The sequence below is a fragment of the Eubacterium ramulus genome (assembly GCF_003122485.1).
Taxonomy (GTDB): domain Bacteria; phylum Bacillota; class Clostridia; order Lachnospirales; family Lachnospiraceae; genus Eubacterium_I; species Eubacterium_I ramulus_A.
In genome coordinates this window covers 25,386-52,072 of record NZ_JRFU01000008.1, presented here as the reverse complement: position 1 = coordinate 52,072, position 26,687 = coordinate 25,386, and the positions used below count along the sequence as shown (strand labels likewise).

At 41.7% G+C, this 26,687-nt stretch carries 20 protein-coding genes and 1 tRNA gene; 17 read left to right on the top strand and 4 right to left on the bottom strand.

The annotated features are described in order from the left end of the window. The first annotated feature begins 2 nt into the window (after window positions 1-2). Window positions 3-75 (top strand) — tRNA-Gly (locus tag LG34_RS00740). Window positions 76-231: 156 nt separating this feature from the next. On the opposite strand, the gene LG34_RS00735 is transcribed toward LG34_RS00740, so the two are convergent. Then, window positions 232-1,581 (bottom strand): uracil-xanthine permease family protein, encoded by a 1,350-nt coding sequence (locus LG34_RS00735; protein ID WP_109214410.1) that lies wholly within the window; start codon window positions 1,579-1,581, stop codon window positions 232-234. A 182-nt stretch (window positions 1,582-1,763) separates the two neighbouring features. On the opposite strand from LG34_RS00735, the gene LG34_RS00730 reads away from it, so the two are divergent. The 7 genes from LG34_RS00730 (at window position 1,764) to deoD (ending at window position 10,113) form a co-directional block, all read left to right on the top strand. Beyond that, entirely contained in the window at window positions 1,764-3,272 is a 1,509-nt protein-coding gene (locus LG34_RS00730; protein WP_109214409.1) for a sigma-54 interaction domain-containing protein, read from the top strand. A gap of 257 nt (window positions 3,273-3,529) precedes the next feature. Further along, window positions 3,530-4,774: a purine-cytosine permease family protein gene (locus LG34_RS00725; protein WP_177957401.1), complete on the top strand. Its 1,245-nt coding sequence runs from the start codon at window positions 3,530-3,532 to the stop codon at window positions 4,772-4,774. A 103-nt stretch (window positions 4,775-4,877) separates the two neighbouring features. Beyond that, complete coding sequence (locus LG34_RS00720) at window positions 4,878-7,136, top strand: pyruvate formate lyase family protein (protein WP_109214407.1); 2,259 nt, start codon at window positions 4,878-4,880, stop codon at window positions 7,134-7,136. Window positions 7,137-7,152: 16 nt separating this feature from the next. Next, the gene (locus LG34_RS00715) at window positions 7,153-7,455 is read left to right on the top strand and encodes a glycine radical domain-containing protein (RefSeq protein ID WP_109214406.1); all 303 of its coding nucleotides are present in this window, start codon (window positions 7,153-7,155) and stop codon (window positions 7,453-7,455) included. Then, window positions 7,452-8,381, top strand: coding sequence for a glycyl-radical enzyme activating protein (locus tag LG34_RS00710; RefSeq protein ID WP_109214405.1), 930 nt, complete (start codon window positions 7,452-7,454; stop codon window positions 8,379-8,381). Before LG34_RS00715 ends, LG34_RS00710 begins: the two co-directional genes overlap by 4 nt. A gap of 21 nt (window positions 8,382-8,402) precedes the next feature. After that, the gene (locus LG34_RS00705) at window positions 8,403-9,245 is read left to right on the top strand and encodes an N-acyl homoserine lactonase family protein (protein WP_109214404.1); all 843 of its coding nucleotides are present in this window, start codon (window positions 8,403-8,405) and stop codon (window positions 9,243-9,245) included. Window positions 9,246-9,390: 145 nt separating this feature from the next. Then, the gene (gene deoD, locus LG34_RS00700; RefSeq protein WP_109214403.1) at window positions 9,391-10,113 is read left to right on the top strand and encodes a purine-nucleoside phosphorylase; all 723 of its coding nucleotides are present in this window, start codon (window positions 9,391-9,393) and stop codon (window positions 10,111-10,113) included. A 205-nt stretch (window positions 10,114-10,318) separates the two neighbouring features. Here the strand turns inward: deoD and LG34_RS00695 are convergent, their stop codons facing one another. Together LG34_RS00695 and LG34_RS00690 are read right to left on the bottom strand one after the other, a co-directional pair. Further along, entirely contained in the window at window positions 10,319-11,077 is a 759-nt protein-coding gene (locus tag LG34_RS00695) for a TIGR03915 family putative DNA repair protein (protein WP_109214402.1), read from the bottom strand. 17 nt (window positions 11,078-11,094) lie between these two features. Further along, on the bottom strand, window positions 11,095-12,648 hold the full coding sequence (locus tag LG34_RS00690) for a putative DNA modification/repair radical SAM protein (RefSeq protein ID WP_109214401.1): 1,554 nt from the start codon (window positions 12,646-12,648) through the stop codon (window positions 11,095-11,097). A gap of 346 nt (window positions 12,649-12,994) precedes the next feature. Between LG34_RS00690 and tig the strand changes: the two genes are divergently transcribed. The 9 genes from tig (at window position 12,995) to LG34_RS00645 (ending at window position 24,245) form a co-directional block, all read left to right on the top strand. Continuing rightward, window positions 12,995-14,338: a trigger factor gene (gene tig, locus LG34_RS00685; RefSeq protein WP_109214400.1), complete on the top strand. Its 1,344-nt coding sequence runs from the start codon at window positions 12,995-12,997 to the stop codon at window positions 14,336-14,338. 176 nt (window positions 14,339-14,514) lie between these two features. Continuing rightward, complete coding sequence (clpP, locus tag LG34_RS00680; RefSeq protein WP_021737465.1) at window positions 14,515-15,099, top strand: ATP-dependent Clp endopeptidase proteolytic subunit ClpP; 585 nt, start codon at window positions 14,515-14,517, stop codon at window positions 15,097-15,099. A gap of 24 nt (window positions 15,100-15,123) precedes the next feature. Continuing rightward, window positions 15,124-16,383: an ATP-dependent Clp protease ATP-binding subunit ClpX gene (gene clpX / locus LG34_RS00675; protein ID WP_109214399.1), complete on the top strand. Its 1,260-nt coding sequence runs from the start codon at window positions 15,124-15,126 to the stop codon at window positions 16,381-16,383. A gap of 185 nt (window positions 16,384-16,568) precedes the next feature. Beyond that, window positions 16,569-18,905, top strand: coding sequence for an endopeptidase La (lon, locus tag LG34_RS00670; RefSeq protein WP_109214398.1), 2,337 nt, complete (start codon window positions 16,569-16,571; stop codon window positions 18,903-18,905). Beyond that, window positions 18,895-19,503, top strand: coding sequence for a ribosome biogenesis GTP-binding protein YihA/YsxC (gene yihA / locus LG34_RS00665; RefSeq protein WP_109214397.1), 609 nt, complete (start codon window positions 18,895-18,897; stop codon window positions 19,501-19,503). Before lon ends, yihA begins: the two co-directional genes overlap by 11 nt. Then, the gene (locus LG34_RS00660) at window positions 19,493-20,485 is read left to right on the top strand and encodes a metal ABC transporter substrate-binding protein (RefSeq protein WP_109214396.1); all 993 of its coding nucleotides are present in this window, start codon (window positions 19,493-19,495) and stop codon (window positions 20,483-20,485) included. Before yihA ends, LG34_RS00660 begins: the two co-directional genes overlap by 11 nt. Next, window positions 20,482-21,318 carry a metal ABC transporter ATP-binding protein gene (locus tag LG34_RS00655; RefSeq protein ID WP_330427517.1) on the top strand — a complete coding sequence of 279 codons (837 nt, stop codon included), beginning with the start codon at window positions 20,482-20,484 and terminating at the stop codon, window positions 21,316-21,318. Before LG34_RS00660 ends, LG34_RS00655 begins: the two co-directional genes overlap by 4 nt. Next, window positions 21,319-22,128 (top strand): metal ABC transporter permease, encoded by an 810-nt coding sequence (locus LG34_RS00650; RefSeq protein WP_109214395.1) that lies wholly within the window; start codon window positions 21,319-21,321, stop codon window positions 22,126-22,128. An 8-nt stretch (window positions 22,129-22,136) separates the two neighbouring features. Then, entirely contained in the window at window positions 22,137-24,245 is a 2,109-nt protein-coding gene (locus LG34_RS00645; protein WP_109214394.1) for a SulP family inorganic anion transporter, read from the top strand. Between the two features lie 333 nt (window positions 24,246-24,578). On the opposite strand, the gene LG34_RS00640 is transcribed toward LG34_RS00645, so the two are convergent. Further along, window positions 24,579-26,588, bottom strand: coding sequence for a sigma-54-dependent Fis family transcriptional regulator (locus tag LG34_RS00640; protein WP_109214393.1), 2,010 nt, complete (start codon window positions 26,586-26,588; stop codon window positions 24,579-24,581). Window positions 26,589-26,687: the final 99 nt, after the last annotated feature.

The following is a 26,687-nucleotide window of genomic DNA, read 5'->3' as shown; positions in this document are numbered from 1 at the left end:
ATGCGCGAGTGGCTCAGTTGGTGGAGCGCGACCTTGCCAAGGTCGAGGCCGCGGGTTCGAGTCCCGTCTCGCGCTCTGAAAAATAGGTATCCAGTTGGATACCTATTTTTTTATACAAATTGGTCTTGGTGAGAAAACATGAGCGAGATTACAAATTAATACTATGACATACTTTGAAATATCAGAGAAAAAATATTTTAATTTAATATGTAAATTGTTACCGCCTCACTATTATTTAACTTTTTTTCGCAGCAGTATGTGTTCCATCAAAAGCGCTACAATCAATCCTATGATCAGTCCGTTGGAGACGATATAACGCAGCATCTGAGGTAATGTCATAAATGCATCCGCATTCAGGAACATAATACCTGCACCAATCATAAAGGAAATTCCGATAATGAAGCCTTCACGATTGGTCAGTTCTACTTTCTTAAATTCCTGAATCCCCTGTTGCAACATCATGGCAAATACGATCATCATGGCAGAATATCCAACTGCCGGAGGAATCGCCGCAAAGAAGGTACAGATTGGAGCAATCACACCAAGAAGCATCATAAAGAGTCCACCGATGATGAAAGGTCCTCTTGCAGCAACTCGTGTCAGTTTGGTAGTACTTGGTGCGGAAGCAAATGGTACGAATCCGGTAACCGGAAATACACCACAAAGTATAGCGGTACAGCCAAAGAGAACCGTACTTCTTTTCACCTGTTTTGGAGTATTTTCTACTTCCAGCAATTCTGACATACCATTCAGACTGGTTGCAAAGTTTGAAAAAGGCATAAATTCACCAATTAGACAGGTAATGATAACACTTGGGTTAATGGTTGGTGTTCCCCAGGCAAAGGGTTGAGGGATGGCCAGGAAACCATTACCGGATGAAATGAAATCCGGTGAAATGCCAAGCGCGTATGCCAGAATCCAGCCGCACACAACACCAATCAGGGTTGCGATGGACTGCAAAAATCCTTTGGCTTTCAGGTTGATCACTAAGATTACTGCGGTTGTGATCAGAAAGACCGCAAGGAATTTTGGCTGGATTGTTTTGTATCCAGAAGAAATACCGGTTGCACCTTTAATGACGGTGGCACTCATCTGCATAACCATGAGGATAAGAAATGTTCCGTTTACAATAGGGGTAAATACTTTAAGAATCTTATCTACCAGTCCGGTCAGGGCAACAATAATAACCATAATACCGGCAATGATCATACCCACTTCCATATTGGTTCGTAAAACGGCAAGATCCTGACCGAAAGAGGTGCAGGTCTCTGCAAGAATGATCAGAAGTCCCATCCAGAGACCGGCTGGTCCATCAATAATAGGATAACGGTGTCCGAGGATTGCCTGCAAAATGGAAACGCCACCGCTGAGCAAGAAAGTTCGCTGCAGCATTTGGGCGATCTCAGCCTGATCAAGACCAAGGTATGCGCCTATGATAACTGGCATAATGGCACTTCCGGCAAGAAAGTAAACCAGATACTGTATACCATAGATGACAGATTGTACGGCAGGAACTTTATCTTCCAGATCATAGAGCATGCCATGTTTGTTTGCAGTTGTATTTGGCTGTGTCTGTTTCATAACATAATCTCCTTTTGTTTAATGTGGTATACCGTGAGTATACAATTTAAAGCTGTAAAAAGCAATACATACCTTTTGGTTACCAGAATAAGTAGTGACTTCATTGCACAATGTGTTTGGAATTAGTATAATAGAAACAACTTACAGTGAAGTATGTATGAAATGCGAAGAGGAAAGTTGGTATGGAAAAAGTTTTATGTATAGAAGATTTGGAAAGAAAATTAGAGCAGTTTCAAATAATATTAACTAATTCGGATAATGTAAAAAAAGATATATTGGAATTGACAGAACAAATGGTTGAAATGGTTGCAAATTATAAAAAAACGCAGATAGATTTCCAATTGATTTGTAATCATCTGAATACGACACTGTTTGTCACGGATGATAGAGGGTATGTTTGTTATGTTAATCCATCTTATGAAGAACGTACTGGGTTAAAGAAGGAGTATATTCTTGGAAAAACGATTTTTGAATTGCAAAAAGAAAACGTCATTCAGTGTGATGTCATTCCGAGAATGTTAAAAGAAGAAAAACCAATCAATGCAATTGGATATGTGGTATCTACAGATTATCGTGGATTTGTGGCAGGGATTCCAGTGAAGGATGAAAACGGAAAATTAAGATATGCAATAACGACAGACTGGGATGTTATGTCAATTATGGAGATGGAAAATCGTCTGAAACAGTTACAAAAAGGAGAGATTCCTGATAGTACAGATGAAGCCGGATCAGTGTCAGTACATACTGCTGATGAGGAGGAAATTTTATATACTAGTGATGTAATGCGGGATTTGATTTCTTTGGCGAAAACGGTAGCCCAGACAGATGTAAGTGTTCTGATTACAGGAGAAACCGGAACAGGAAAAGAACTTCTTTCCAAAGTGATTGTGAAATACAGTTGTCGTGCAGATAATACTTACATAAAAGTCAATTGTGCAGCGATTCCACAGGATTTGTTGGAATCAGAATTGTTCGGATATGAGGAAGGAGCATTTACAGGAGCAAAGCGTGGAGGAAAAAAAGGCGCATTTGAGCAGGCAGATGGGGGAACTATTTTACTGGATGAAATCGGAGAACTTCCTTTTCAGGTACAGGCAAAATTGCTTAGAGTTTTACAGGAAAATGAAGTAAATCGAGTTGGTGGTCAACAGGCAATAAAGTTAAATGTGCGTGTTATTGCAGCAACGAATCGTAATCTGCTTCAGGAAATACGAAATGGAAATTTCAGAGAAGATTTATATTACAGATTAAATATTTTGCCGTTAGAGTTACCACCACTGCGAGACAGATCCGAGGATATTCCTTTTCTGGTGGGAAGATTTTTAGAAGAGTTTGATGAGAAATATAAAAAAATTACTTTGATAGAAGCTGATGCAATGCAGTTATTACGCCATTATGATTGGCCTGGAAATATTCGGGAATTGAGAAATATGATGGAACGTTTGGTGATTCTTGGGAAAGATGGAAGGATTACATGTTCGGAGATTCAGAAAGTGCTTGGAGTAACTGGAATATGTGTATCGACAGATCAGAAAGAAAAATATACGTTAAAAGAGGCTGTAGAACAATTTGAAAAGCAAATGATTCAGAATGCTATTCTTAAGGAAGGAAATAAGAAAAAGGCATCAGAGGCGCTAGGATGTGAAAGAACCACTTTCCTGAAAAAGTGTAAAAGATATGAGATAGAGTAGTATGATTAAGTAAATATTCGAGAGTGAAAAAATTCACATATAAGGTGCGTTTTTTCACTCTTTTTTCTTGCATATAGATACATATGAAAAACAAACGTAGTAGAAATAAGCATAATTACTAAATGAAAGAATTGTAGTGTGAAAATAGAAAGGATTTTTTGGATAAAATATACAGAAAAGTTTTTGCTTGGAAAAGTGGCATGGAATTTGCGAATTATAAAAGTATAAAAATTAGAACCAAAGAAGGGAGAAAAACTATGGAAAAGACAAAAAAAATAGGACCAGTGGCATTGGGTGCCGTATTTATGGCTTACTTTTGCAGTATTACAGCCGTGCCGACAGGAGGTCTGGTGGGACAAGGAGCAAAATTCACCACGGGACTGGCAGGTATGGCTCTGGGATTTGTGATTGGAGCAGTGTTAATTGCACTATCGACAATGATTGGCTATAAAACCGGATTGAAAAAAGATGCAGTCTGGAAGCAGATGTTTGGAAGACAAGGTTTTCGGATTTTTTCATTTGCAGTAGCATTTTGTATGGCATTTTGGGCTTGCTTCGATTTATTTAATGCAGCTCAGGCAGTATATAATATCTTTCCGGAAGGACATAAGAATTTTGGATTTGCACTGGCAATGGTAATTTTACTTGTTGTTACGATTATTGGTGGTGTTTACGGAATGGATGGTGTTAAATTGATTTCTAATATCAGTATTCCAATCGCCATTGTTCTGTTTGTTATTATTTATATTGTATCTGTCAGACATGCCGGTGGACTGGAAGGCCTTATGGCATATCAGCCAACAGAAACTACTTACACAATAGGAACGATTGCACAGACTATGGTTGGTATGTGGATGGCAGGTTATGTAGGAGCAATTGATCTGACTACAGATGCCAAAAATAAAAAATCTGTTATTATTGCAGCACTTTGCGGATCTGGATTTGTATTACTCTGCTTTTTAGTAGGTCAGGTTGGATTTATGGGTACAGGAGTACATACACTTGCAGATATCTGTGCATCTCTGGGCGGAGCAATTTTCCTGATCGGAAGTATTTTCGTTATGATCGCACAGGGAAATACAACACCGGCATGCGATTATATGTACAGTAATTCATTTGCAGCAGTGTTTAATACTACCAGAAAATGGTTTGCAATTATTATTCCATTAGTTGCAGGAGTGATTTCGTTTGTGATTATGTATGGACCAGGCGTTGATTTTATTAATACAATTGTAACTGCAATTGGAACAATCATGGCACCTTTAGTAGCTGTAATGCTTACAGATTTCTATATTGTTCATAAAGGAAAACTTGATATAAAAGAGGAAAAAGATCTTCCGGTTGTTAATGCGCGTCCGGTTATTTGTATCATAATTGGTCTGGCATTTTCCTTTGCACTGAAATTAGTTCCGGCTATTAAATTGAGTACATTTTTAGTATTGATCGTTACAGCTGTTTTATATGCAATTGTTGCAAAAGCGGGTGCTGAGAAGAAGGCTTAATGAGCGAAGTCCAGGCTGAATGGCGAAACTGATCATAAAGACGGATAGATAAAATGATCAGTTTCACCGCAGCATATCGGATAAAAGGAAAAGAGGGAAAACAATGGAAAAGATAATAGAAGTAGGAAGTAAGGGCGGTATGGAAATGCGTACCGGGCAGGTTACAGAGGTAGGCTGTACCGAACGTATCCGCAAATTAAATGGAATTCTTCATGCGGCAAGACCGAATCTGGAAATGCAGAGGACGCGAGTGTTTACGAAATATTTTAAAACCCATGAAAGCGAATCTCAGATTCGCAAAAGATATTTTGCTATGGCAGAAGTATATCGGACATTACCAATTCATATTGAACCGGGAGAACGGCTGCTTGGATGGCAGGGGGGAAAAATACGATGTAATAATTTCAGTATTGAGTCACATGCACATTGGCTGGAGTCAGATTTTGATACATTTGAAACCAGATTATTTGATCCCTGGAAAATTGACGCAAAAGATAAAGAAGAATTAAAAAATGAACATATTCCATATTGGAAGGATAAGACATTAACTTCAAAATTCCGGGCACAGACAAGAGAACCAGATGTTTTGTTATCTTCCGGTTATGTAGATTGCAGTAACTATATATCAAATCCGGGTTCTCATTTTGTACCGGACTATCATGAACTTTTTAAAATCGGATATCGTGGATATTATGAAAAATGCGAAAAGTTATTATCAGATCTGGATTTGATCGATCCGGATAATGTCAGAAAACAGGATTTTTATATTGGAATGATGGAAGTCTGCAAGGGAATTCGCGATTATGGTATTCGATTGCATCAGGCAGCAGACGCACAGGCAGAGAAGGAAGCAGATCCTGAACGTGCAGAGGAATTAAGAACTGCCGGAAAACGAGCAGAGAAAATTTGTTGGGATATTCCGGAAAATTTTGCAGAAGCATTACACGCCGTATGGCTTAATACAATGATGCTGAATGTGGAAGCATCTGGACCGTGTATCAATGTGGGACGTTTGGATCAGCTGTTATGGCCATATTTGGAGAAGGATCTTCAGAGTGGTGTAGAAACGGTAGAGAGTGCTTTGGAATGGATGGAAGAATATAATATTAAATGCTGTAACATTCCGTGGCTGCTTCCGGAAGGATTGGCGCATTGCTTTGGTGGCTATTACCGTTGGACTGGTGGCTATAGTGTTGGCGGTTATGATGCAAATGGAAATGATGCTGTGAATTTATTGTCCTATATTTGTCTGAGAAGTGCACGTGACACACGTACCACAGCACCGGCGGTACATGTACATATTGGAAGTAAGACACCGGAATCGTTCCTGATGGAAGCGGTAAAACTTGCAGCAGAAGGACTGGGGCATCCGTCATTCTTTGACATCGACAGTGTTTATAACATGATTCAGTATAACGGTGCCGGTCTGAATGGGGCAAATAATCTTCCGTTAAAATTGATTCGTGAGCGTGCAACAACGGTAGGCTGTGTGGAACCGAAGATTGAAGGTTACTGTTATGGACATACAAATGCAAATATTACAAATCTTGGAAATACAGTCAGTCTGACTCTGACAAATGGTATTTTGCCTGAAGGGTGTCCGGGATATGGAGCCGGTACAAGAATTGGCTGTGAGAGTGGTGATCCGCGTGCGTTTAAAACATTCGATGAATTTTATGAAGCATTCATGCGTCAGTACAAGTATCAGATTAATCTGTGTCAGGAGCATATGCTTGTAGCGGAACGTTTGCTGGCAGAAGAACATCAGATGCCACTTTTTACTATGATGGCAACGAATGCAATTGAAAAAGGTATCGATGTTGTTGCCGGTGGAGCTATGTTAAATTCAGGTCCGCATTATATGCTTACCGGTGTTGCAGATATGGGAGATTCCCTTGAAGTAGTGAAAAAACTTGTCTATGATGATAAAGTGATTTCTATGGATGAACTGTTGAAAGCTGTTGAAGCGGATTTTGAAGGATATGAGGAAATTCGTCAGATGTGCCTCAATGTACCAAAATATGGAAATAATATCGATGAGGTTGATATGCTTACATCGAAAGCTTTGCAGGATTGTGCAGAATATTGTGCAACATTGAAGTGTGGAAGAGCCGGAAACTATTCTTCAGCAGGAGTTCAGCCAACGCAGACAAATGTAGCAATGGGAGAGATGTGTTGGGCACTTCCGTCAGGACGAAAAGCTTTAACCCCATTAGCAGATACACTCTCAGCAGAACAGCATATGGATGTGAATGGTCCGCTGGCAGCGATACAGTCATATGGTAAAATTAATCACAGTGCATGCACGAATGGAACAATTTTGAATATGTGGATCAGCAAAACTGATTTAATTGCAGAATAAGAAGGGGTGATTATTCATGAAATGCTATGATGTAAAAAAAGTTGGTATAGATGCATTACTTCCAGATCCGGAAGAAGAACATTATAAATATCAGGGAATCAACAAGATGGCGTCATTGATCAGGACAGCGTTGTGTGATGAGCATATTCATCATATGCAGTTTAATTGTCAGGACAAGAAGGTACTTCTGGATGCACAAAAACATCCGGAAAAATATCCGACATTGATGGTCCGAGTAGCTGGATATAGTGTATATTTTACAGATCTTGGAAAAGAAGTTCAGGATGATATCATTAATCGTACGGAGCACCATATATGACAGGTACTATTTTTGATATCAGTCATTATATGTTGGAGGACGGACCGGGAATCCGTACCAATGTATTTGTGAAAGGATGTCCATTGCGCTGTAAATGGTGCAGTAATGCATATGGGTTGGAAAAGAGAATACAGCTTTCTTATAAAGCTCAGAAATGCGTGGGGTGTGGAAAATGTATTCAAATATGTCCTGAAAATGCGATTACATGGAATGAAAAAAAAAGTGTTGTTGTCCAGAAATTTGAAAAATGCAGACAGTGCCTGCGTTGTGTACAGGTATGTAATTTTCAGGCACGCGCTCAGGTTGGCATAGAAAAAACAGTTGAGGAAGTCGTAAAAGCTGTTCTTGATGATAGAATGTTTTATCGTCGTAGTGGCGGCGGTGTTACGTTATCTGGCGGTGAAATATTAGGTCAGGCGGACTTTGTCGGCGAGATTTTGAAAAAATGTGTTTATTATGGTATTCACACTGCTATTGAGACAAGTGGCTATGGAAAATGGGAAGATTTAAAACGAATTCTTGGTTACACAAAGCTTGTTTTTTTGGATTGCAAATGTATGAATCGGGAAAAACATAAAGCACTTACAGGAGTAGGCAATGAAATAATTCTTGAAAATATAGTGAAGACAGCTCAGTGGTGTGAAAAACATGGAAAACAGTTGATTATACGTTTACCGTTGATTCCAACATTAAACGATGATGATATAAACGTACGCGATACAGCAAAGTTTGTGAAAGAATTGCGTGGAAAACCGTTATTAAATGTGCTTCCATACCATAATTTTGGAGCATCCAAGTATGAAACAATTGGAAAAAGATATCCGACAGAGGATTTGCAACCACAAGAATCAGAAGATATGCAGCGAATAAAAAAGATTTTTGAGGAGGTTGGAGTCAGATTTTCTGTTGGAGGATATAATATTTAGAAAATAAAGGGTGAAATAAAAATGGAAAGAAAATATTCTATTACGGTATTAGAATATGCAGTGCAAAGAGGGTTTTCTAACACATTTGTATTTTCAGGTTATTATGGAAATGGTGAACAGACGGATGTTACTTATACAATAAATGTAATTAAAGGCGAGGCTGGAATTATTGTAATTGACACTGGTTATGATGATAGCTACGAAGAACATCGGAAATTAGCTGAAGGAATGAATATTACACAATACCGAAGTCCAGCGAAAGTACTTCGTAAAATTGGAATAGAGCCAGAAGATGTACAATATGTTATTTTAACGCATGCGCATTGGGATCACATGGGAGGTGTAAATTTATTTCCAAACGCAAAGTTTTATATACAATCAGATGAACTTTGTAATTGGATTAAGACAATGTGTCTTCCGTATAAGTACAATACATTAAAGGTTTCCATGTCTAATGTGTCCATAGAAAACTGCATAAATTTGATAAAAGAAAATCGCTTAGTTTTATTAGATGGAGAGGTAGATAATTTGTTTCCAGGTATTAGTATCAGAGTAGGACAAATGGGACATTCTTTTGCAAGTAATATAGTGATTGTAGAAACGGCAGGAAAAAAATATGTCATGGTAGGCGATTGTGCTTATGTAAAAGGAAATATTATGGGAGGAAACGATGATGGTATTTCTATGCCAAATGGATTTGGAATAGGAAGTGCTTATCAGTCAATTCTAACCATGCAGGATATTTTGAAATATGCAGATGGAAAAATAGATAATGTTTTGATCGGACACGAAATGGGAACATGGAATCAATATGAATCTGTATGTACTGGTGATGGATTACATGTTGCTTACGTGGAAAAATAAGTTTCTCAGATAAATAATCGTGAAAATATAAAAGTGTGCGAAGGAATAAAATCGTGTATACTTTTTGTTTGACAATTTATTTTTCATCCCTTATAGTGTGTAAGGTAATAAACGAAAATAAAGTTTGTATAAGGAGGAAACAATTATGATTTCAACACCTTCCGCATGCATCGTTGCAGATAAGGAAAAAGTTGCAAAAGCAGTCCTGATGCCAGGAGATCCGCTGCGCGCAAAATATATTGCAGAAAAATATCTGGAGAATCCGGAATTATTCAACACTGTTCGTAATATGTACGGATATACAGGTACATATAAAGGAAAACGCATCTCTGTTATGGGAAGCGGTATGGGTATTCCGTCTATGACATTATACGCACATGAACTGTATAACTTCTTTGATGTAGATTCTATCATTCGTGTAGGTTCTGCAGGTGCACTTCGTGATGATATGAAAGTACGTGACGTTGTTATCGCTATGAGCGCATCTACAAACTCTAAATTTGATGTACAGTATGGTTTCCCGGGAACACTTGCTCCGACTGCTGATTTTGATCTGCTGAAAGATGCAGTTGATATCTGCAATGAGAGAGAAGCAAGCGTAAAAGTTGGAAATGTATTTACAACAGATGTATTCTACAATGCAGATTCCAATATTCCGTCACTGTGCCGTGATCTTGGAATGCTCTGTGTAGAAATGGAGACAGCAGGAATTTACTGGGAAGCAGTAGCTTCTCATAAGAAAGCTTTAAGTATTCTGTCTATTTCTGATCATATGTTCCGTCATGAGGAACTGACTGCTTTAGAGCGTCAGGAGTCCTTTGATGAGATGATTGAGATCGCACTTGAAACTGCATGGAGAAGTCTGTAATAGCTTCTTTTGTGGTCAAGATTTAGGTTGTGAAAGCGCCAGTCATCAATCTTACCTCTGCGGCTAACAATCGCTCGCTGAGGAAAGATTGCCTGACTGGCGCTTAATTTACTTTTCTCAATTTATACCATTCTACTTTTATCATTTGCCAAGAAAAAATAGCAGGAGTTCTTATTAAGACTTAAATAGTAAATTTTAAGCCACCTTAATCAAGAAATTCGGTTGCATGTTTCCGGTACCAAATTGGTAAATGCGTACGCTGACAACTTGGATTTTTCCGCTCTGCAATTTCAATATGATGAAAAAATGATTTCCACATATCGATAAATGGATCTGTCATATCTTCGGTATGTTTTAATCGCTGCAACTCATCTGTAGACAAGGTAGTAAGATAAGTTTCCTGATCGGCAGAATGAATGGCTGCAATGGAACGGGTATCATCTATAATGAGCCAGTTTTCCGAAGGCATCCGATCATCAAAAGCAGGATAGAGCAGGGTTAGAATATTCGACTTTGGTTCAATATGTGCGACCAGAACTCCGTCAGGAAGCGCCTGGAAACGAACAATTTCCCGGAATATATGAGCTTCATTCATGACGCTTCGGCTTAATTCAAATACGGCACTGACATAAGGATGCTGCAGCATATCCGTGATTTTATCAGGATAAGCGAATCCCAGAAGCAGGAAGCGATAGATCCGGTCGAGCTTATCCGGATGTTCGGACATAGCACAACGGTAAATCATAATATATGCGGAGAAAGACAGTTTTTTCTGGATGGAACGGACAACTTTCTTCGCTTTTTCCGTATCTGTCTGAATCGGGCGGTATTCACAGAATAATTCCATATCGCCTACTGGTTCTGCTTTCAGACGGATATTCTGATGTCCTTCTTTGGATGCCCATGCATCATAGATACACGTCATCATTGCTTCAAATGTATTTTCACAAGTATAGATCGTCATCATTGCCTCCATAATAATCAAAATAGAGATAGCTGTTCATAAATTTCTCCAGAAGCGGCAATCATATAATTGGCTTTGGCATCGGTTGCCGTAAGCTGTCGGGTAATAAAACTTTCGTCCAGGCGGATCGGTACATGCATTTTTCCGTTACAGGTAATAAAGTATTGGGCACGTTTCAGGACAACACCCATTTTTTGGATACTGTCAAAGGACAGCGGACCGAGCCGGCGGGCTTTCAGAATACGCAGTGCTGATTTTGCACCAATGCCAGGTACACGCATGAGCGTAGAGTAATCTGCACAGGCAACTTCTACCGGAAACTGTTCCAGATGGCGTAACGCCCAATCACATTTCGGGTCAAGTGCCAGATTGAAATTTGGTCGATCCGGGGTCAGCAGTTCGGAAGCATGAAATCCATAATAGCGCAGTAACCAGTCTGCCTGATAAAGCCGATGTTCACGCAGCAGCGGTGGCAGTGTCCCAATGGCAGGAAGCAGGGCATCTTCATTTAATGGAATATAAGCGGAGTAAAAAACACGTTTCAGGTCAAAATTTTGATAAAGTGCCTGCGTGGTAGATAAAATTTCAAAATCTGTTTCACCGGTTGCTCCGATGATCATCTGGGTACTCTGTCCGGCAGGGGCAAAAGGACGATCCGGATGACCGTACATGTTCTGGGGAGAAGCAGCCGATGTGGACGATATCGAAAATGCATCTAAATCAGTTTTATTATGGTCAGAAAAGCGGTGCTGTGAGTGAACGGAAATGGGAGTGTTTTCTGTCAGCAGCGCATGCATATCTGGGGTAATGTGTGTAAGATCAGCAGTGTTGCGTGAGTTAGTATGCGCGGACGAATTACCAATATGCACAGCATCTGTAAAGATACTGTGATCCAGATAACGGTTACCCCGATGACGCTCCATGGTGGCACTTTTCCCAATGGCAAGCCGGTATCCACTGATTCGCTGCTGCATACTGCGCATGGGCGTCAGAATAGAGGCGCGTGTTTTTTGCGGGGCCAACATAGAAAGTCCTTCCGCGGTTGGAAGTTCCAGATTGATGCTCATGCGGTCAGCCAGATAGCCAATCTGTTCCAGAAGTTCATCGGGAGCGTGCGGAATAGCCTTTACATGAATATAGCCATTGAAACGATATTTGTTACGCAGCAGGAAAAGAGTCTGATACATCAATTCCATTGTGTGAGTTGGATTTTTGTATACGGCGGAACTTAGGAACAGCCCTTCAATATAGTTGCGTTTATAAAATTCAATCACCAGTGTGCAGATTTCTTCCGGGGTGAAGGTTGCACGCCGGCAATCATTATTGGCGCGGCTCAGACAGTATTTGCAATCGTAGATGCAGTCGTTGCTCTGTAAGATTTTTAGCAGGGAAATACATCTGCCATCGCCTGCAAAGCTGTGGCAGATACCGGCAGCACAGGAATTTCCAAGACTTCCCTTTTTCCCACGGCGGTCAACGCCACTGGAAGTACAGGCGACATCATATTTTGCAGCATCGGATAATATTTCCAGTTTTTCATGTAAAGAAAGTGTTGTATCATAAAGTTCCATAATTCGTTTCACCTCAAATCCGCAGTATTTACCTCAGTGCTTCATTTTTGGAAAGTTTGAGGCAGTGTCTGTGTGTTTTCTATATTGACAATATTTATGTGTTATAGTATTATTTTTAAATAAGACACAGAACATCTGTTCGATTACGAAAATAGCATAACATAAAAAATAATAGAATGCAACTGGAAAAACGAACCAATGTTCGGGAGACGCGGCACAGATGAATATCACTTGCAATTATAAAACCAGTGTGTTATAATCCAAAAATGACTGTAAGTAGTTAAAGTATACCTTTTTCAAAGAAATTACACGTGACTACATATATATAAAGGAGGAAATTGTCAGAATGAGCGTACAGGTGGAAAAGTTAGAAAAAAATACAGTAAAGCTTACCATTGAAGTTGCAGCAGAAGAACTGGAGAAAGCACTTCAGGAAGCATATAACAGACAGAAGAAAAATATCAGCATGCCAGGATTCCGTAAAGGAAAAGTTCCGAGAGCTATGGTTGAGAAAATGTATGGCGCTGGTGTATTCTATGAAGACGCAGCAAACGCATTAATCCCGCAGGCATATGCTGATGCAGCAAAAGAGTGTGGAGAGGATATCGTATCCAGACCGGTTGTTGATATTACTCAGATTGAGAAAGGCAAACCGTTCATCTTCACAGCAGAAGTTGCTACAAAACCGGAAGTAACACTTGGAAAATACATCGGTGTAACAGTTACTAAAGTAGACGGAACTGTAACAGACGAAGATGTAACAGCAGCAATCGACAAAGAACGTGAGAAAAATGCAAGAACAATCAACGTTGAAGATCGTGCAATCGAGAACGGTGATACAGCAGTGATCGATTTTGAAGGGTTTGTAGACGGTGTTGCATTTGAAGGCGGAAAAGGCGAGAACCACTCCTTAGAGATCGGTTCCGGAAGCTTTATCCCAGGATTTGAAGATCAGCTGATCGGTAAAAACGCTGGTGATGATGTAGACGTAAATGTTACATTCCCGGAGGAGTATCATGCAGAAGACCTCGCTGGAAAAGAAGCTACATTCAAAGTTAAAATCCATGAGATCAAATCAAAAGAGATTCCGGAGCTTGATGACGAGTTCGTTCAGGATGTATCTGAGTTCGATACTGTTGATGAGTACAAAGCTGATGTAAAAGCTAAATTAGAAGAACAGAAACAGAACGAGATCAAAAGTGCATACCAGGATGAAGCAATCAACAAGATCGTAGACAAATCCACAATGGAACTCCCGGATGCGATGATCGATACACAGTGCGAGAACATGATCAACCAGTTCGCTCAGCAGATGGCTCAGCAGGGACTGTCCATGGATCAGTACCTTCAGTTCTCAGGACTGACAATTGATCAGTTAAAAGAGCAGGTTCGTCCGGATGCAATCACACGTATCAAGAGCAGCCTTGTTCTTGAGCAGATTGCAAAAGAAGAGAATATCGAGATCACAGATGCAGATGTAGATGCTGAGATTGAGAAAATGGCTACAATGTACAATATGGAAGCTGACAAGCTCAAAGAGTACATGGGCGCGGATGAGAAAGAGAACATGAAACAGGATCTTGCAGTACAGAAAGCAGTTGAACTGATCACAGACTCTGTAAAACCACGTGCAAAAGCAAAAACAAAAAAAGAGAAAGACGTTGAAGCAGAAACAGAAACAGCTGAATAATTCTCAGATAAAGCAGGTGCGTTAAGTCCTGTATCATAAAATGAATAATACAAAAGCAGATCGTGCCGGCGAGGCCGGTCTGCTTTTCATGTTTTTCAGAAAAACGAGTGTCCGATAAAAAATCGTATGCAAGGGCGAAAAAACTGAAAACAATTAAAATAGTAGGAGGTAGCAATATGAGTTTAGTACCTTACGTTGTTGAGCAGACAAGCAGAGGCGAGCGGAATTATGATATTTATTCCAGACTGTTAAAAGATAGAATCATTTTCCTGGGGGAAGAAGTAAATGAGACGACTGCAAGTCTGATTGTAGCACAGCTTCTGTTCCTTGAGTCTGAAGATCCGGGCAAGGATATCCAGTTATATATCAACTCTCCGGGTGGAGTTGTTTCCTGTGGTCTGGCTATTTATGATACCATGCAGTACATCAAATGCGATGTTTCTACAATCTGTATCGGTATGGCGGCAAGCATGGGCGCATTCTTACTGGCAGGCGGAACAAAAGGAAAACGTTATGCCCTTCCAAATGCAGAGATTATGATTCATCAGCCTTCTGGCGGAGCAAAAGGACAGGCTACTGATATTCAGATCGTAGCAGAGAATATCCTGAAGACAAAAGAACGCTTAAATCGTATTTTATCTGAAAATACAGGCCAGCCTTACGAAGTAGTAGCTGCAGATACTGAGCGTGATAACTATATGACTGCAGAAGAAGCAAAAGCTTACGGTTTGATTGATGCCGTAATCACAAACAGACAGTAAAATGTAGCGTGGGAGTAAGATTGAATGGCAGGAAGAATAAATCAGGGCGATAAAATACGTTGCTCTTTTTGTAATAAAACCCAGGATCAGGTACACAAACTGATTGCGGGACCGGCAGGCATCTATATCTGTGATGAGTGTATCGAGACCTGCAACGAGATTCTGGAAGAGGAAATGCAGGATTACGAAGAAAATGACCATATGGATATTAACTTGCTGACACCGGAAGAAATCAAGGCATTTCTGGATGATTATGTCATTGGTCAGGATGAAGCGAAGAAAGTACTATCCGTAGCGGTATATAATCATTACAAACGAATTCTGGCGGAGCCGGATCTGGATGTAGAACTGCAGAAAAGTAATATCCTGATGCTTGGACCGACTGGTTCCGGTAAGACATTACTGGCACAGACATTAGCGAAAATCCTGAATGTGCCGTTCGCAATCGCAGATGCGACCACATTGACAGAAGCCGGATATGTCGGTGAGGATGTGGAAAATATTCTGCTGAAGATCATTCAGGCAGCAGATTATGATGTGTCTAAAGCAGAATACGGCATCATTTATATTGATGAGATTGATAAGATCACACGTAAATCCGAAAATGCGTCTATCACAAGAGACGTTTCCGGTGAAGGTGTACAGCAGGCATTGTTAAAGATTCTGGAAGGAACCATTGCGTCTGTTCCACCACAGGGGGGCAGAAAGCATCCACAGCAGGAACTGATCCCGATCGATACCACGAACATTCTGTTTATCTGTGGTGGTGCCTTCGAAGGCATCGATCGTATTATCGAAAACCGTATGGATCGTGGTTCCATTGGATTTAATGCAGAACTGGCAGGAGAGAATGATAAAAATATCAGTGAACTTCTGAAAGACGCGCTTCCGCAGGATTTTGTAAAATTCGGTATGATCCCGGAGTTTATGGGACGTGTGCCGATCACGGTTTCTCTGGAAGCACTGGAGCGTGAGGATCTGATCCGCATCTTAAAAGAGCCGAAAAACTCTTTGTTAAAACAGTATCAGAAACTGTTCTCCTTAGACGAGGTAGAACTTGTTTTTGAGGATGATGCTTTGGATGCAGTGGCAGATCTGACCATCAACCGGAAGACAGGTGCGCGTGGTCTGCGTGCCATCATGGAAAATGTCATGATGGATCTGATGTATCGGATTCCGTCTGATAAAAATATTAAGAAATGCACGATTACAAAAGATATGGTAGAAGGAAAAGGAGAAGCAATCCTTGAGTATCGTAATGGTGCGATTGAAACTGAGAAATAAAAAGAGGGAAATACAGCTAAAAAGTGTTTTCCGTTTTGCAAGGGCGGGGTCAGATATATGGCGCCGCCCCTTGTAGCATTTTCGTTATAGTACATAATTGAAAGAAAAGAGATGTGCGAGATAGGAAAATGCTTGGAATGTAACAAAGACTTTTGGGAAAGTCTGGAAATAGAGAGAGGAATAACATGGGTGAAATTTTGAAAGAATTACCAGCCGTGATCCTGCGTGGTTCTGTATTGCTGCCGGGGGTGGTATCCCATTTTGATATCAGTGCCCGGAAATCCATTCATGCAGTGGAAGAGGCAATGAACGGAGACAACTGCATTTTTCTGGTAACACAGAAAGATATGCAGACCGAGCATGCGACACAGGATGATGTGTATGCAATCGGTGTCATTGCAGAGATCAAACAGATCGTCAAAATGCAGAATCATGTCGTGCGGGTAATCGTTGAGGCGAAAGAAAAAGCCGAGCTGGCTTATTTTATAGACAATGATGAATTGCTGAAAGCACAGGTTGTGCTGGCAGAGGAAAGCGAAGAAAAAGAAGTGCTTGCACCGGAAGTAGAGGAAGCAATGCTGCGTGCATTGCAGGAAGAATTGCTGAAATATTGTGCTTCCAATCCGAAAATCGGGAAAGAATTGAAAAAGCAGGCAGATGGATTAAATGAACTGCATAGCTTTATCCGGATCGTAGCCGGAAATCTGCCGATCAGTTTTGAAAAACGACAGAAATTATTAGAGACAGAATCCGTGACAGAGCAGTACGAAGCATTGATGCAGATTCTGCTGTATGAGACAAACATCATGCAGATCAAAAATGAACTGCAGGAAAAAGTCAAAGAGCGGGTAGATAAAAATCAGAAAGAGTACATTCTTCGGGAAGAAATGAAAGTCATCCGGGAGGAACTTGGAGAGGATAATACCACCTCCGATATCAAGCAGTTTGAGGAAGCTCTGGAAAAACTGGAAGCAGATGAGTCTGTCAAAGAACGGATTCGAAAAGAAATTGCCCGTTTTAAAAATGTGGCAAACAGTCCGTCCGAGGGCAGCGTTGTGCGCGGTTATATCGAGACGTTACTGGATCTTCCATGGAATAAAAAATCAGAGGATAATACCGATCTGAAAAATGCAGAGCAAATTTTGAATGATGATCATTATGGTCTGGAAAAAGTAAAAGAGCGTGTGTTGGAATTTCTGGCAGTTCGTGGACTGACCAAGAGCGGTGAGAGCCCGATCATCTGTCTGGTGGGACCTCCTGGAACCGGAAAAACAAGTATTGCCCGTTCCGTTGCCCGCGCACTGGATAAAAAATATGTACGCATTTGTCTGGGCGGCGTGAAAGATGAAGCGGAAATCCGCGGACACCGCCGTACTTATGTAGGTGCCATGCCGGGACGACTGATTCAGGGAATCCGTCAGGCGGGCGTGAAAAATCCGCTGATGCTGCTGGATGAGATCGATAAAATGAGCAGCGATTACAAGGGCGATCCGTCTTCTGCCATGCTTGAAGTACTGGATTCTGAGCAAAATTCCAAGTTTATCGATCATTATGTAGATATGCCAGTGGATTTATCCGAAGTGCTGTTTATTGCGACAGCCAACGATGTACATACGATTCCGCGTCCGTTGCTGGATCGTATGGAACTGATTGAAGTGTCCAGTTATACCGAAAATGAGAAAATGCATATCGCAAAAGAACATCTGCTGGAAAAACAGAAAGAGAAAAACGGTCTGTCGACAGAGCAGCTTACGATTACTGATGAGGCGATGCATCAGGTTATCAGCGGATACACCAGAGAAGCTGGTGTGCGTAATCTGGAGCGAAAACTGGGTGAGATCTGCAGAAAAGCAGCCAGAGAAATTTATGAAGGAAACTGTACCGCAGTGCATGTAGAAAAGGATCAGTTGGAGAACTATCTTGGAAAAGAGCGTTTCCATGTGGATCGCATCAACGATCAGGATGAAATCGGTATTGTGCGCGGACTGGCATGGACCAGTGTGGGCGGAGATACTCTTCAGATCGAAGTAAATGTAATGCCGGGAAAAGGTGAATTTAAACTGACCGGTCAGCTTGGCGATGTGATGAAAGAGTCTGCACAGGCGGGTATCAGTTATATCCGTTCTGTAGGCGAGCAGTATGACATTCCGGAAGAGTTTTTTACAAAACATGATATTCACATTCATATTCCGGAAGGAGCGGTACCAAAAGACGGTCCGTCTGCCGGTATTACCATGGCAACGGCAATGCTGTCTGCCATCACAAAGAAACCGGTGCGTGCGGATGTGGCGATGACCGGAGAAATTACACTGCGTGGTCGTGTACTGCCAATTGGTGGCTTGAAGGAAAAACTGCTGGCAGCGAAAGTAGCCGGAATCCGTACCGTATGTGTTCCGGCGCAGAATGAAGCGGACGTGGCAGAGATTTCAGAGGAAATCAAAGAAGGTCTGCAGATTTGTTACGTGAAAAAAATGGAAGATGTGCTGAAAATAGCAATGAATGGAGAAAACAATGATCATTAAAAATGTTTCACTGGAAACGGTATGTGGTTATACCAGCAAATTACCGAAAAATACGAAGCCGGAAATTGCCTTTGCAGGAAAATCAAACGTGGGAAAATCATCCCTGATCAATGCATTGATGAACCGCAAGGCACTGGCGCGTACTTCCGGTCAGCCGGGTAAGACACAGACCATTAATTTTTACAATGTCAATGACGAACTGTATCTGACTGATCTTCCGGGATATGGTTTTGCAAAAGTATCTCAGAAGGAAAAAGAAAAATGGGGCACCATGATCGAGAATTATCTGAACAGTTCCGAACAGCTGCGTGCTGTATTTTTGCTGGTGGATATCCGTCATGAGCCTTCCGCAAATGACAAAATGATGTACGAGTGGATGGTATACCAGGGATTCCACCCGATCATCATTGCCACAAAGGCGGATAAGATCAAACGCAGCCAGCTGCAGAAACAGTTAAAAGTGATCCGTCTGGGACTGAACACAGAAAAAGGAGCCATCCTGATTCCATTTTCGGCTGAGACAAAGCAGGGAAGAGAGGAAATCTGGGATCTGGTGGACCAGATTTTAGCATCTTCAGGAGAGACAAATGAAGAATAAATATGTATTTACGGCAGTTTTGCTGGCGATGATCCTGTTTGTTGGAAGTGTGTTGACCATGGCTTATGTCAGGGCGGAGCAGAAGAAGGAACAGGCGAAAGACGAAGATCTGCTGGTGGTGACATCTTTTTATCCAATGTACGTTGCAGCAGAAAATGTCATTGGTGATGTGGAAGGTGTGACGCTGGAAAATTTGAGCGAACCACAAACCGGCTGTCTGCATGATTATCAGCTCACGGCGGCGGATATGAAACTGTTGTCCAAAGCAGATGTGTTTATCGTAAATGGCGGTGGCATCGAGAGCTTTTTATCCGATGTGGCAGAGTCCTATCCGGATCTGAAGATTGTTCAGGCTTGTGATGGCATTGATTTACTTGAGTCCGCAGAAGGAACAGGGGAATCTCATAACGATTTAAGTTCCAATGAGGATGCTGACCATGATGATCATGACCATTCCGAGCATTCTCATGGGGATGAAAATGCGCATGTATGGATGAACTTAGCGGATTATCAGATTCAGGTACAGAACATTTGTAACGGACTTTCCGAAGCTGACAGCGCCCATGCGGAGCAGTATGCCAAAAATGCACAGACCTATCAGGGAAAAGTGCAGGAATTGCAGCAGGAGGCAGCAGAACTTGCGTCACAGATCGCATCACAGCCAGTGGTGATTTTCCACGAGGCATACGAATATATTGTGCAGGAATACGGATTGCAACTGGCAGGAGAAATGAATCTGGATGAAGAACGACAGGTTAGCGCCGGTGAAGTAGCTGATATTCTGCATTCCATTGAGGATAATCATGTTTCTGTTGTGCTTGCGGAAGAACTGTATGGCACGGATATGGGAGAAATGGTGACGAAGCAAAGTGGCGTAAAAGTCGTTTATCTGGATACCCTGACACGGGGGGACTATTCAGCAGACAGTTATCTGGAAGGCATGAGAAGCAATATTGAACAATTAAAAGAGGCATTCCAATGATGAAAAAAATTATACAGCCCTGTGGTCTGCATTGTATCAAAATGCAGGATATCGGTGTGACCATCGGTGACCATACGATTTTGCAGCATGTAAATTTGCATATCCACTGTGGAACACTGGCAGCCGTTATCGGAAAAAACGGTGCGGGAAAATCAACGCTGATCAAGGCGATTCTTGGTGATATTCCGCACAGCGGAACTATTGAGTTCAAAGACCGCGAAAACGGTCACATGCAGAAAATGAAGATCGGTTATGTGCCGCAGTCGCTGAATATCGAAAAAAAGACACCGATCAGTGTGTATGATATGATCGCAAGCTACCAGAGCCGTTATCCGGTTTTCTGGAAAAAGAGCAAAAAAGTATATGCAAAAATAAAAGAACATCTGGCAATTTTTAAGGCAGAAGATCTGATTGATAAACAGGTGTGCAATCTGTCCGGTGGTGAATTGCAGCGTGTACTGCTGTCCATGGCGGTTATGGATGAGCCGAACCTGCTCCTTTTGGATGAGCCGGTTTCCGGTATTGACCAGAACGGTATGGATCTGTTTTACCATACGATTTCCGAGCTGAAGAAGCATTATGATCTGGCTATTATTCTGATTTCACATGATCTGGATTATGTGGCACAGTACGCAGATCAGGTTATTCTGATTGATGGAACCGTGAAAAAACAGGGAACCGTGCGTCAGGTGTACGAGAGCGAAGAATTTCGACAGGTGTTTGGCAGATTTGATCTGGAAAACTACAAACCGAGCCGTCAGGTGAAAGAACAGCAGAAAAAAGAGATCACCATGCCGAAACACAGCCATGGTTTATGGAAGGAGGAAGAGTAAATGAGTGGAATTACCTCCTTATTTCAGTATGACTTTATGGTCAGTGCGTTTATTGCGGTACTGATCATTACACCGTTGTTTGGTATATTGGGAACAATGATCGTCAACAATAAGATGGCGTTTTTCTCTGATGCGCTGGGACATTCAGCTTTGACGGGAATTGCGGTCGGAGTAGTATTTGGAATCCCGGATACGAATCTGTCCATGGTGATCTTCGGTATTGCCTTTGCGTTATTGTTAAACTGGATCAAAAGCAAGAGTACAGCATCCACGGATACGATCATTTCCGTGTTTTCTTCCTGCTGTATCGCCATTGGTCTGGCAATCTTGTCCCGTGGCGGAAACTTCAGTAAATATTCCAGTCTGTTAGTGGGCGATATTTTGAGTATTACACGCAGGGAGATCGTGTATCTGTTTTTGATATTTCTTGCCACCATTGTATTCTGGATCGTGTGCTATAACCGTCTACAGGCAATCAGTCTGCACCGGACACTGGCAAAAAGTAAACATATTCGGATTCGGTTGATTGAAAATCTGTTTTCCGTATTTATTGCTTTGATGGTAATGCTGTCCATTAAATGGGTTGGTATTCTGATCATCAATGCGCTGCTGATCCTGCCAGCGGCATCCAGCCGGAATATTTCAGAAAATCTGAGAGAGTACCATTTCTTTTCGATTTTGTTCTCAATGTTTTCTGGAATTGTAGGATTGTTTATTTCTTATTATACAAATGTAGCTACTGGTCCAATGATCGTGATCATTGCATCGGTGATATTTTTTGCAACGTATTTTTATGGCAGAAATCGGTAGGATGACTTATGAAATTTGCACATACACTTCGAAATTATGATAAGAAAAATCTTGGAAAGGACATTCTGGCAGGACTGATCATTATGGCAGTTTCCATCCCGATTTCCATGGGATATGCACAGATTGCGGGCTTACCTGCAGTGTACGGACTATATGGATCCGTCTTTCCAATTTTGATCTTTGCACTGTTTTCTACATCACCGCAGTTTATCTTTGGGGTGGATGCGGCTCCGGCGGCACTGATTGGATCGGCGTTGGCAGGATTGAATATCACAGCCGGTTCGACAGAAGCACTGGTGGCAGTTCCGATGCTGACCTTTTTCGTGGCATTGTGGCTGCTGATATTTTCTTTATTAAAAGCCGGAAAACTGGTCAATTATATCTCTGCACCAGTCATGGGCGGATTTATCACAGGTATCTGTACCACGATCATTCTAATGCAGGTACCGAAACTGATGGGCGGAACGGCAGGTGTCGGAGAATTTCTGGAACTGGCAGAGCATATTGCAGAAACAGCAAAAACGATCAGTGTTCCATCCGTTATCCTTGGCGTGATTGCCCTTGCCATTTTATTACTATCGAAAAAAATTATGCCGAAATTCCCGATGGCAGTTGTGCTTATGGCAGCTGGAGCGGTATTGACAGCGGTACTTCCATTGCGCGACTGGGGAATTCAAACACTGGCAGCAGTTGATCCGGGACTTCCGAAATGGAGTCTGCCGAATTTTTCAGCAGTTCCATTAAAAGAAGCAGTTACCATCAGTTTGTCGGTGGCAGTCGTGATTATGGCGGAAACGTTGCTGGCGGAAAACAGCTTTGCACAGAAAAACAGATATCAGATCAATGATAATCAGGAAATTCTGGCATTTTCCCTTGGAAACTTTGCGGCAGCCTTTACCGGATGTTGTCCGATCAATGGTTCCGTATCGAGAACTGCCATGGGTGAACAGTATCAGGCAAAAACACAGTTGACTGGGCTGGTAGCAGGTAGTTCCATGATCATTCTGCTGCTGTTTTGTACTGGATTTATCGGCTATCTTCCAATTCCGGTTTTAACCGCAATCGTGATCTCTGCACTGCTTGGCGCAACAGAATTTGAATTGATACCACGACTCTGGAAAGTCAGCCGGACAGAATGTTTTATTTTTCTGGGGGCATTTTTCGGTGTGTTATTCCTTGGAACCATCAACGGCGTACTGATCGGCATTATTTTATCTTTTACGGAAATGATCATCCGAACAGCAAAACCGGCAACCTGCTTCCTTGGAATTCAACCAGGTCATAAGCATTTTCGGGATCTGAAAGAAGGGCAGCAGATCCATCCGATATCCGGTGTAATCATTTACCGTTTCAGCAGCAACCTGTTTTTTGCAAATATTTCCGTATTGCAGCGGGAAATTGAGGCAGCGCTGAAAGAAGATACAAAAGCGGTGATTCTGGATGCCAGCGGTATCGGAAGCATGGATATTACGGCAGCAGACCGCCTGAATCTGCTGAGTGAATCACTGAAGGAAAAAGGAATCCGTTTTTACGTTACAGAGCATATTTCCGGATTGAATACCCAGATGCGAAAATTAGGTCTGGGACATTTGATCGAAAACGGAAATGTCCGCCGGACGATACATATTGCGTTGAAAGATATCGGTTATAATCGTCCATATCCGCTGGAAGGCGGTGTGGAAAATATCGAGCGCAGTGCATCGCGTAAGCGTGCGGACAACCGCGTGCAGGAATTTGTATGGGCTTTTGGTGCTGATGCAGAAGCAGAGATGGAGCGCCAGATCATACGGCAGATCGAGCACCTGAAAGAAACAAAAGATGTGGAAGAATTATTACACGGAAGCTGGTCTCATATGGATGAATGGGATATGGATGAGTGGCTGGAGCATCTGGAAGAACACTTAAAAGAAATCGTTAATATTTCCGGAAAAGACGAGCAGACGCTGGCATTGCGCATCGAGCAGCACCGTCAGGAAATCCATGAACGGATCGCAAAGGAACATCCGGAACTGGCAGAGCGCTTCCGGGAGCGGAAACATGTGCTGGATGAACATTTGAAAGAACGGCATCCGGAGGTGTTTACGTTGATCGAAAAACTACGGGAACGTGAACAATAGTTTCTTGTTTTAGGGTGACTTAAAAATTTACTATATTAGGTTTTAATAAGAACTCCGGCAATTTTGTCTCAGTCGCTAACAATCGCTCCTTGAGAAAAAATTGCCGGAGTTCTTAAGTTACACAGTGAATATCGTAAATTTTTTACGTCACCCTGCACTACGTGCCATACGATGTGCATTTTTTTTCGTTTTACAAAATCTTAAAATAAAATGATAGATATTGGTATCATAACAGAGATAAGGGAGCGGAAAAACTTTCCTTGGCAAGCGATTGTTAGCTGCAAAGGTAAGTTTTTCTGCTCCCCTTAACATAACTTTCCGGGAAGCCAATGTTCAAAAACGAAAATCTTTCAAATTAATCTGATATTTATTTATTTTCCGATAAAGTGTCCGTTTGGAGATATTAAAATGTTTAGCTGCCTGTGAAATATTTCCCTTCTCATCATGAAGAACCTGAATCAGTTCCTGTAGAAATAAGTCAAGGTTGCTCTGTGCAGGATAAGTCAGGACCGAAGATTCCGGTTTTTCATTGGAATCCTTACAGTTGTTGGATGAAGTGTTTGACAGATCTTCAAAAATCTGACGGGGGAGGTGCTCCGGTGTAATAAAATCCTGGTCTGCCAGGTTTACAGCACGCTCAATGATGTTTTCCAGTTCCCTGATATTTCCGGGCCATGTATAACTGCATAGTGCTTCGATAGCAGGAGGACTGACTTTTGTGACGTTTTTCTCAAGATTCCGGCTTTTTTCTGCAATAAAGTGATGAATTAGATCGGGAATATCTGTTTTTCGCTCGCGCAGAGGAGGAACTTCGATGGAAAGAACATTTAACCGGTAGTAAAGATCACTTCGAAATGTCTGGTTATGAACAGCTTCCATCAGGTTAACATTGGTGGCAGTGATAACCCGTACATCAATTTTTCTTTCGTGTGTGTCTCCTAAGCGTGTAATTGTTTTTGTCTGCAGGACACGTAACAGAGATACCTGCAGTGCAAGTGGCATATCGCCAATTTCGTCAAGAAAGATAGTTCCGCCATTAGCCAGTTCAAATTTTCCGGGCTGACCATTTTTGGAAGCACCGGTGAAGGCTCCTGGAACATAACCGAACAGCTCGCTTTCAATTAGTTCTTTGGGTAAAGAGCCACAGTTAATGGCTACAAAAGGAAAATCTGCACGATTGCTGGCATTGTGTATTGCCTGAGCGAACAGTTCTTTGCCGGTTCCACTTTCCCCCAGAATCAGAACGTTTGAGGATGAATCCGCAGCAGTGCGCGCAAGGGTGATTGCGGCTGACAGTTCCGGGGAAGAACCTATGATAGAATCAAAGGTGTAAGTGGCATGTAGTCCGCTGAGTTTTCCGGCCAGCTGATGCAGTTTGTTTGTTTCATCCAATAAAATGATTTTTCCGATTGCCTTGTGGTGCAGATCATATACAAAGGACGTTGATATGGAAATGGATTTCTTACGCTTGGAGTATCCGATAATATTATATTCGACATTATGTATATTTTGTGTCAGATCCGTTATTTTTTGCCCGGAAGCCTTTGGAAAAATAAGCTGATCTATTTTTTCGCCTTTGAGATTCTGATAGGATTCAAGCAATTGTGAGGCAATCCGATTGTGCTGTAAAATGACACCGAGAGTGTCTGTAAACAGGATCCCGCTAGGAATTGCTTCTATGGTGGCGGAGAGCTGATTTTTGACTTTACGGACATGATTGAGGCTCTGCTCCATAGATAATTCTTTACTGATGCTGTCAGCAGCGGAACAGATCATGGCCAGAATGTAATTCTGGTTGGCCTGTTCAATGGGGGCAACGGAACCGAGAACACCAATAATTTGACCGTTGCGATTGAGGATTGGTGCAGCGGTTCCGATATAATGATGAAAGGTCTGGCAATAATGTTCCGCGCCCTGAATCTGTGTTGGAGATTGGGTGACAAGACAAAGCCCGATCCCCGTAGTTCCGGCATGTTTTTCATCGCGCATGGCACCAAGATACAGATTCGTATGTTCTGTAATATCTGACAGAGTGATATTATCGCCGATAAAATCAATGATTGTTCCCTGTGCATCTGTCAGGGAAAGCAGAATCCCGGTATTTTTCAAATACTGATATAAGGTAGTCATATAGGAATGACCTGTTTCAAGCAAAAACTGGTTTTTGGAAAGAATATCCTGCAGAACCTGGGACGATAAGTGATATTCTTTCAGTTTTTGCCAGGGAAGCTGGAAATTTTTTGACCGTTTCCAGCTTTCAAGTACCTGAGGGGAAATATCCTTGTCTGCTTCCGGCAGCGGTTGATCGTAAATGATATATTTTTCATACTTTTCAGATAACATATAAATACCCTTCCTTCTGTTGTGGATGGAAAATAAGTGTCAGTATAGTTCATTGCAAGAAATATGCCAGAAAGAGTGTGCCAAAATGTGTCATAATTG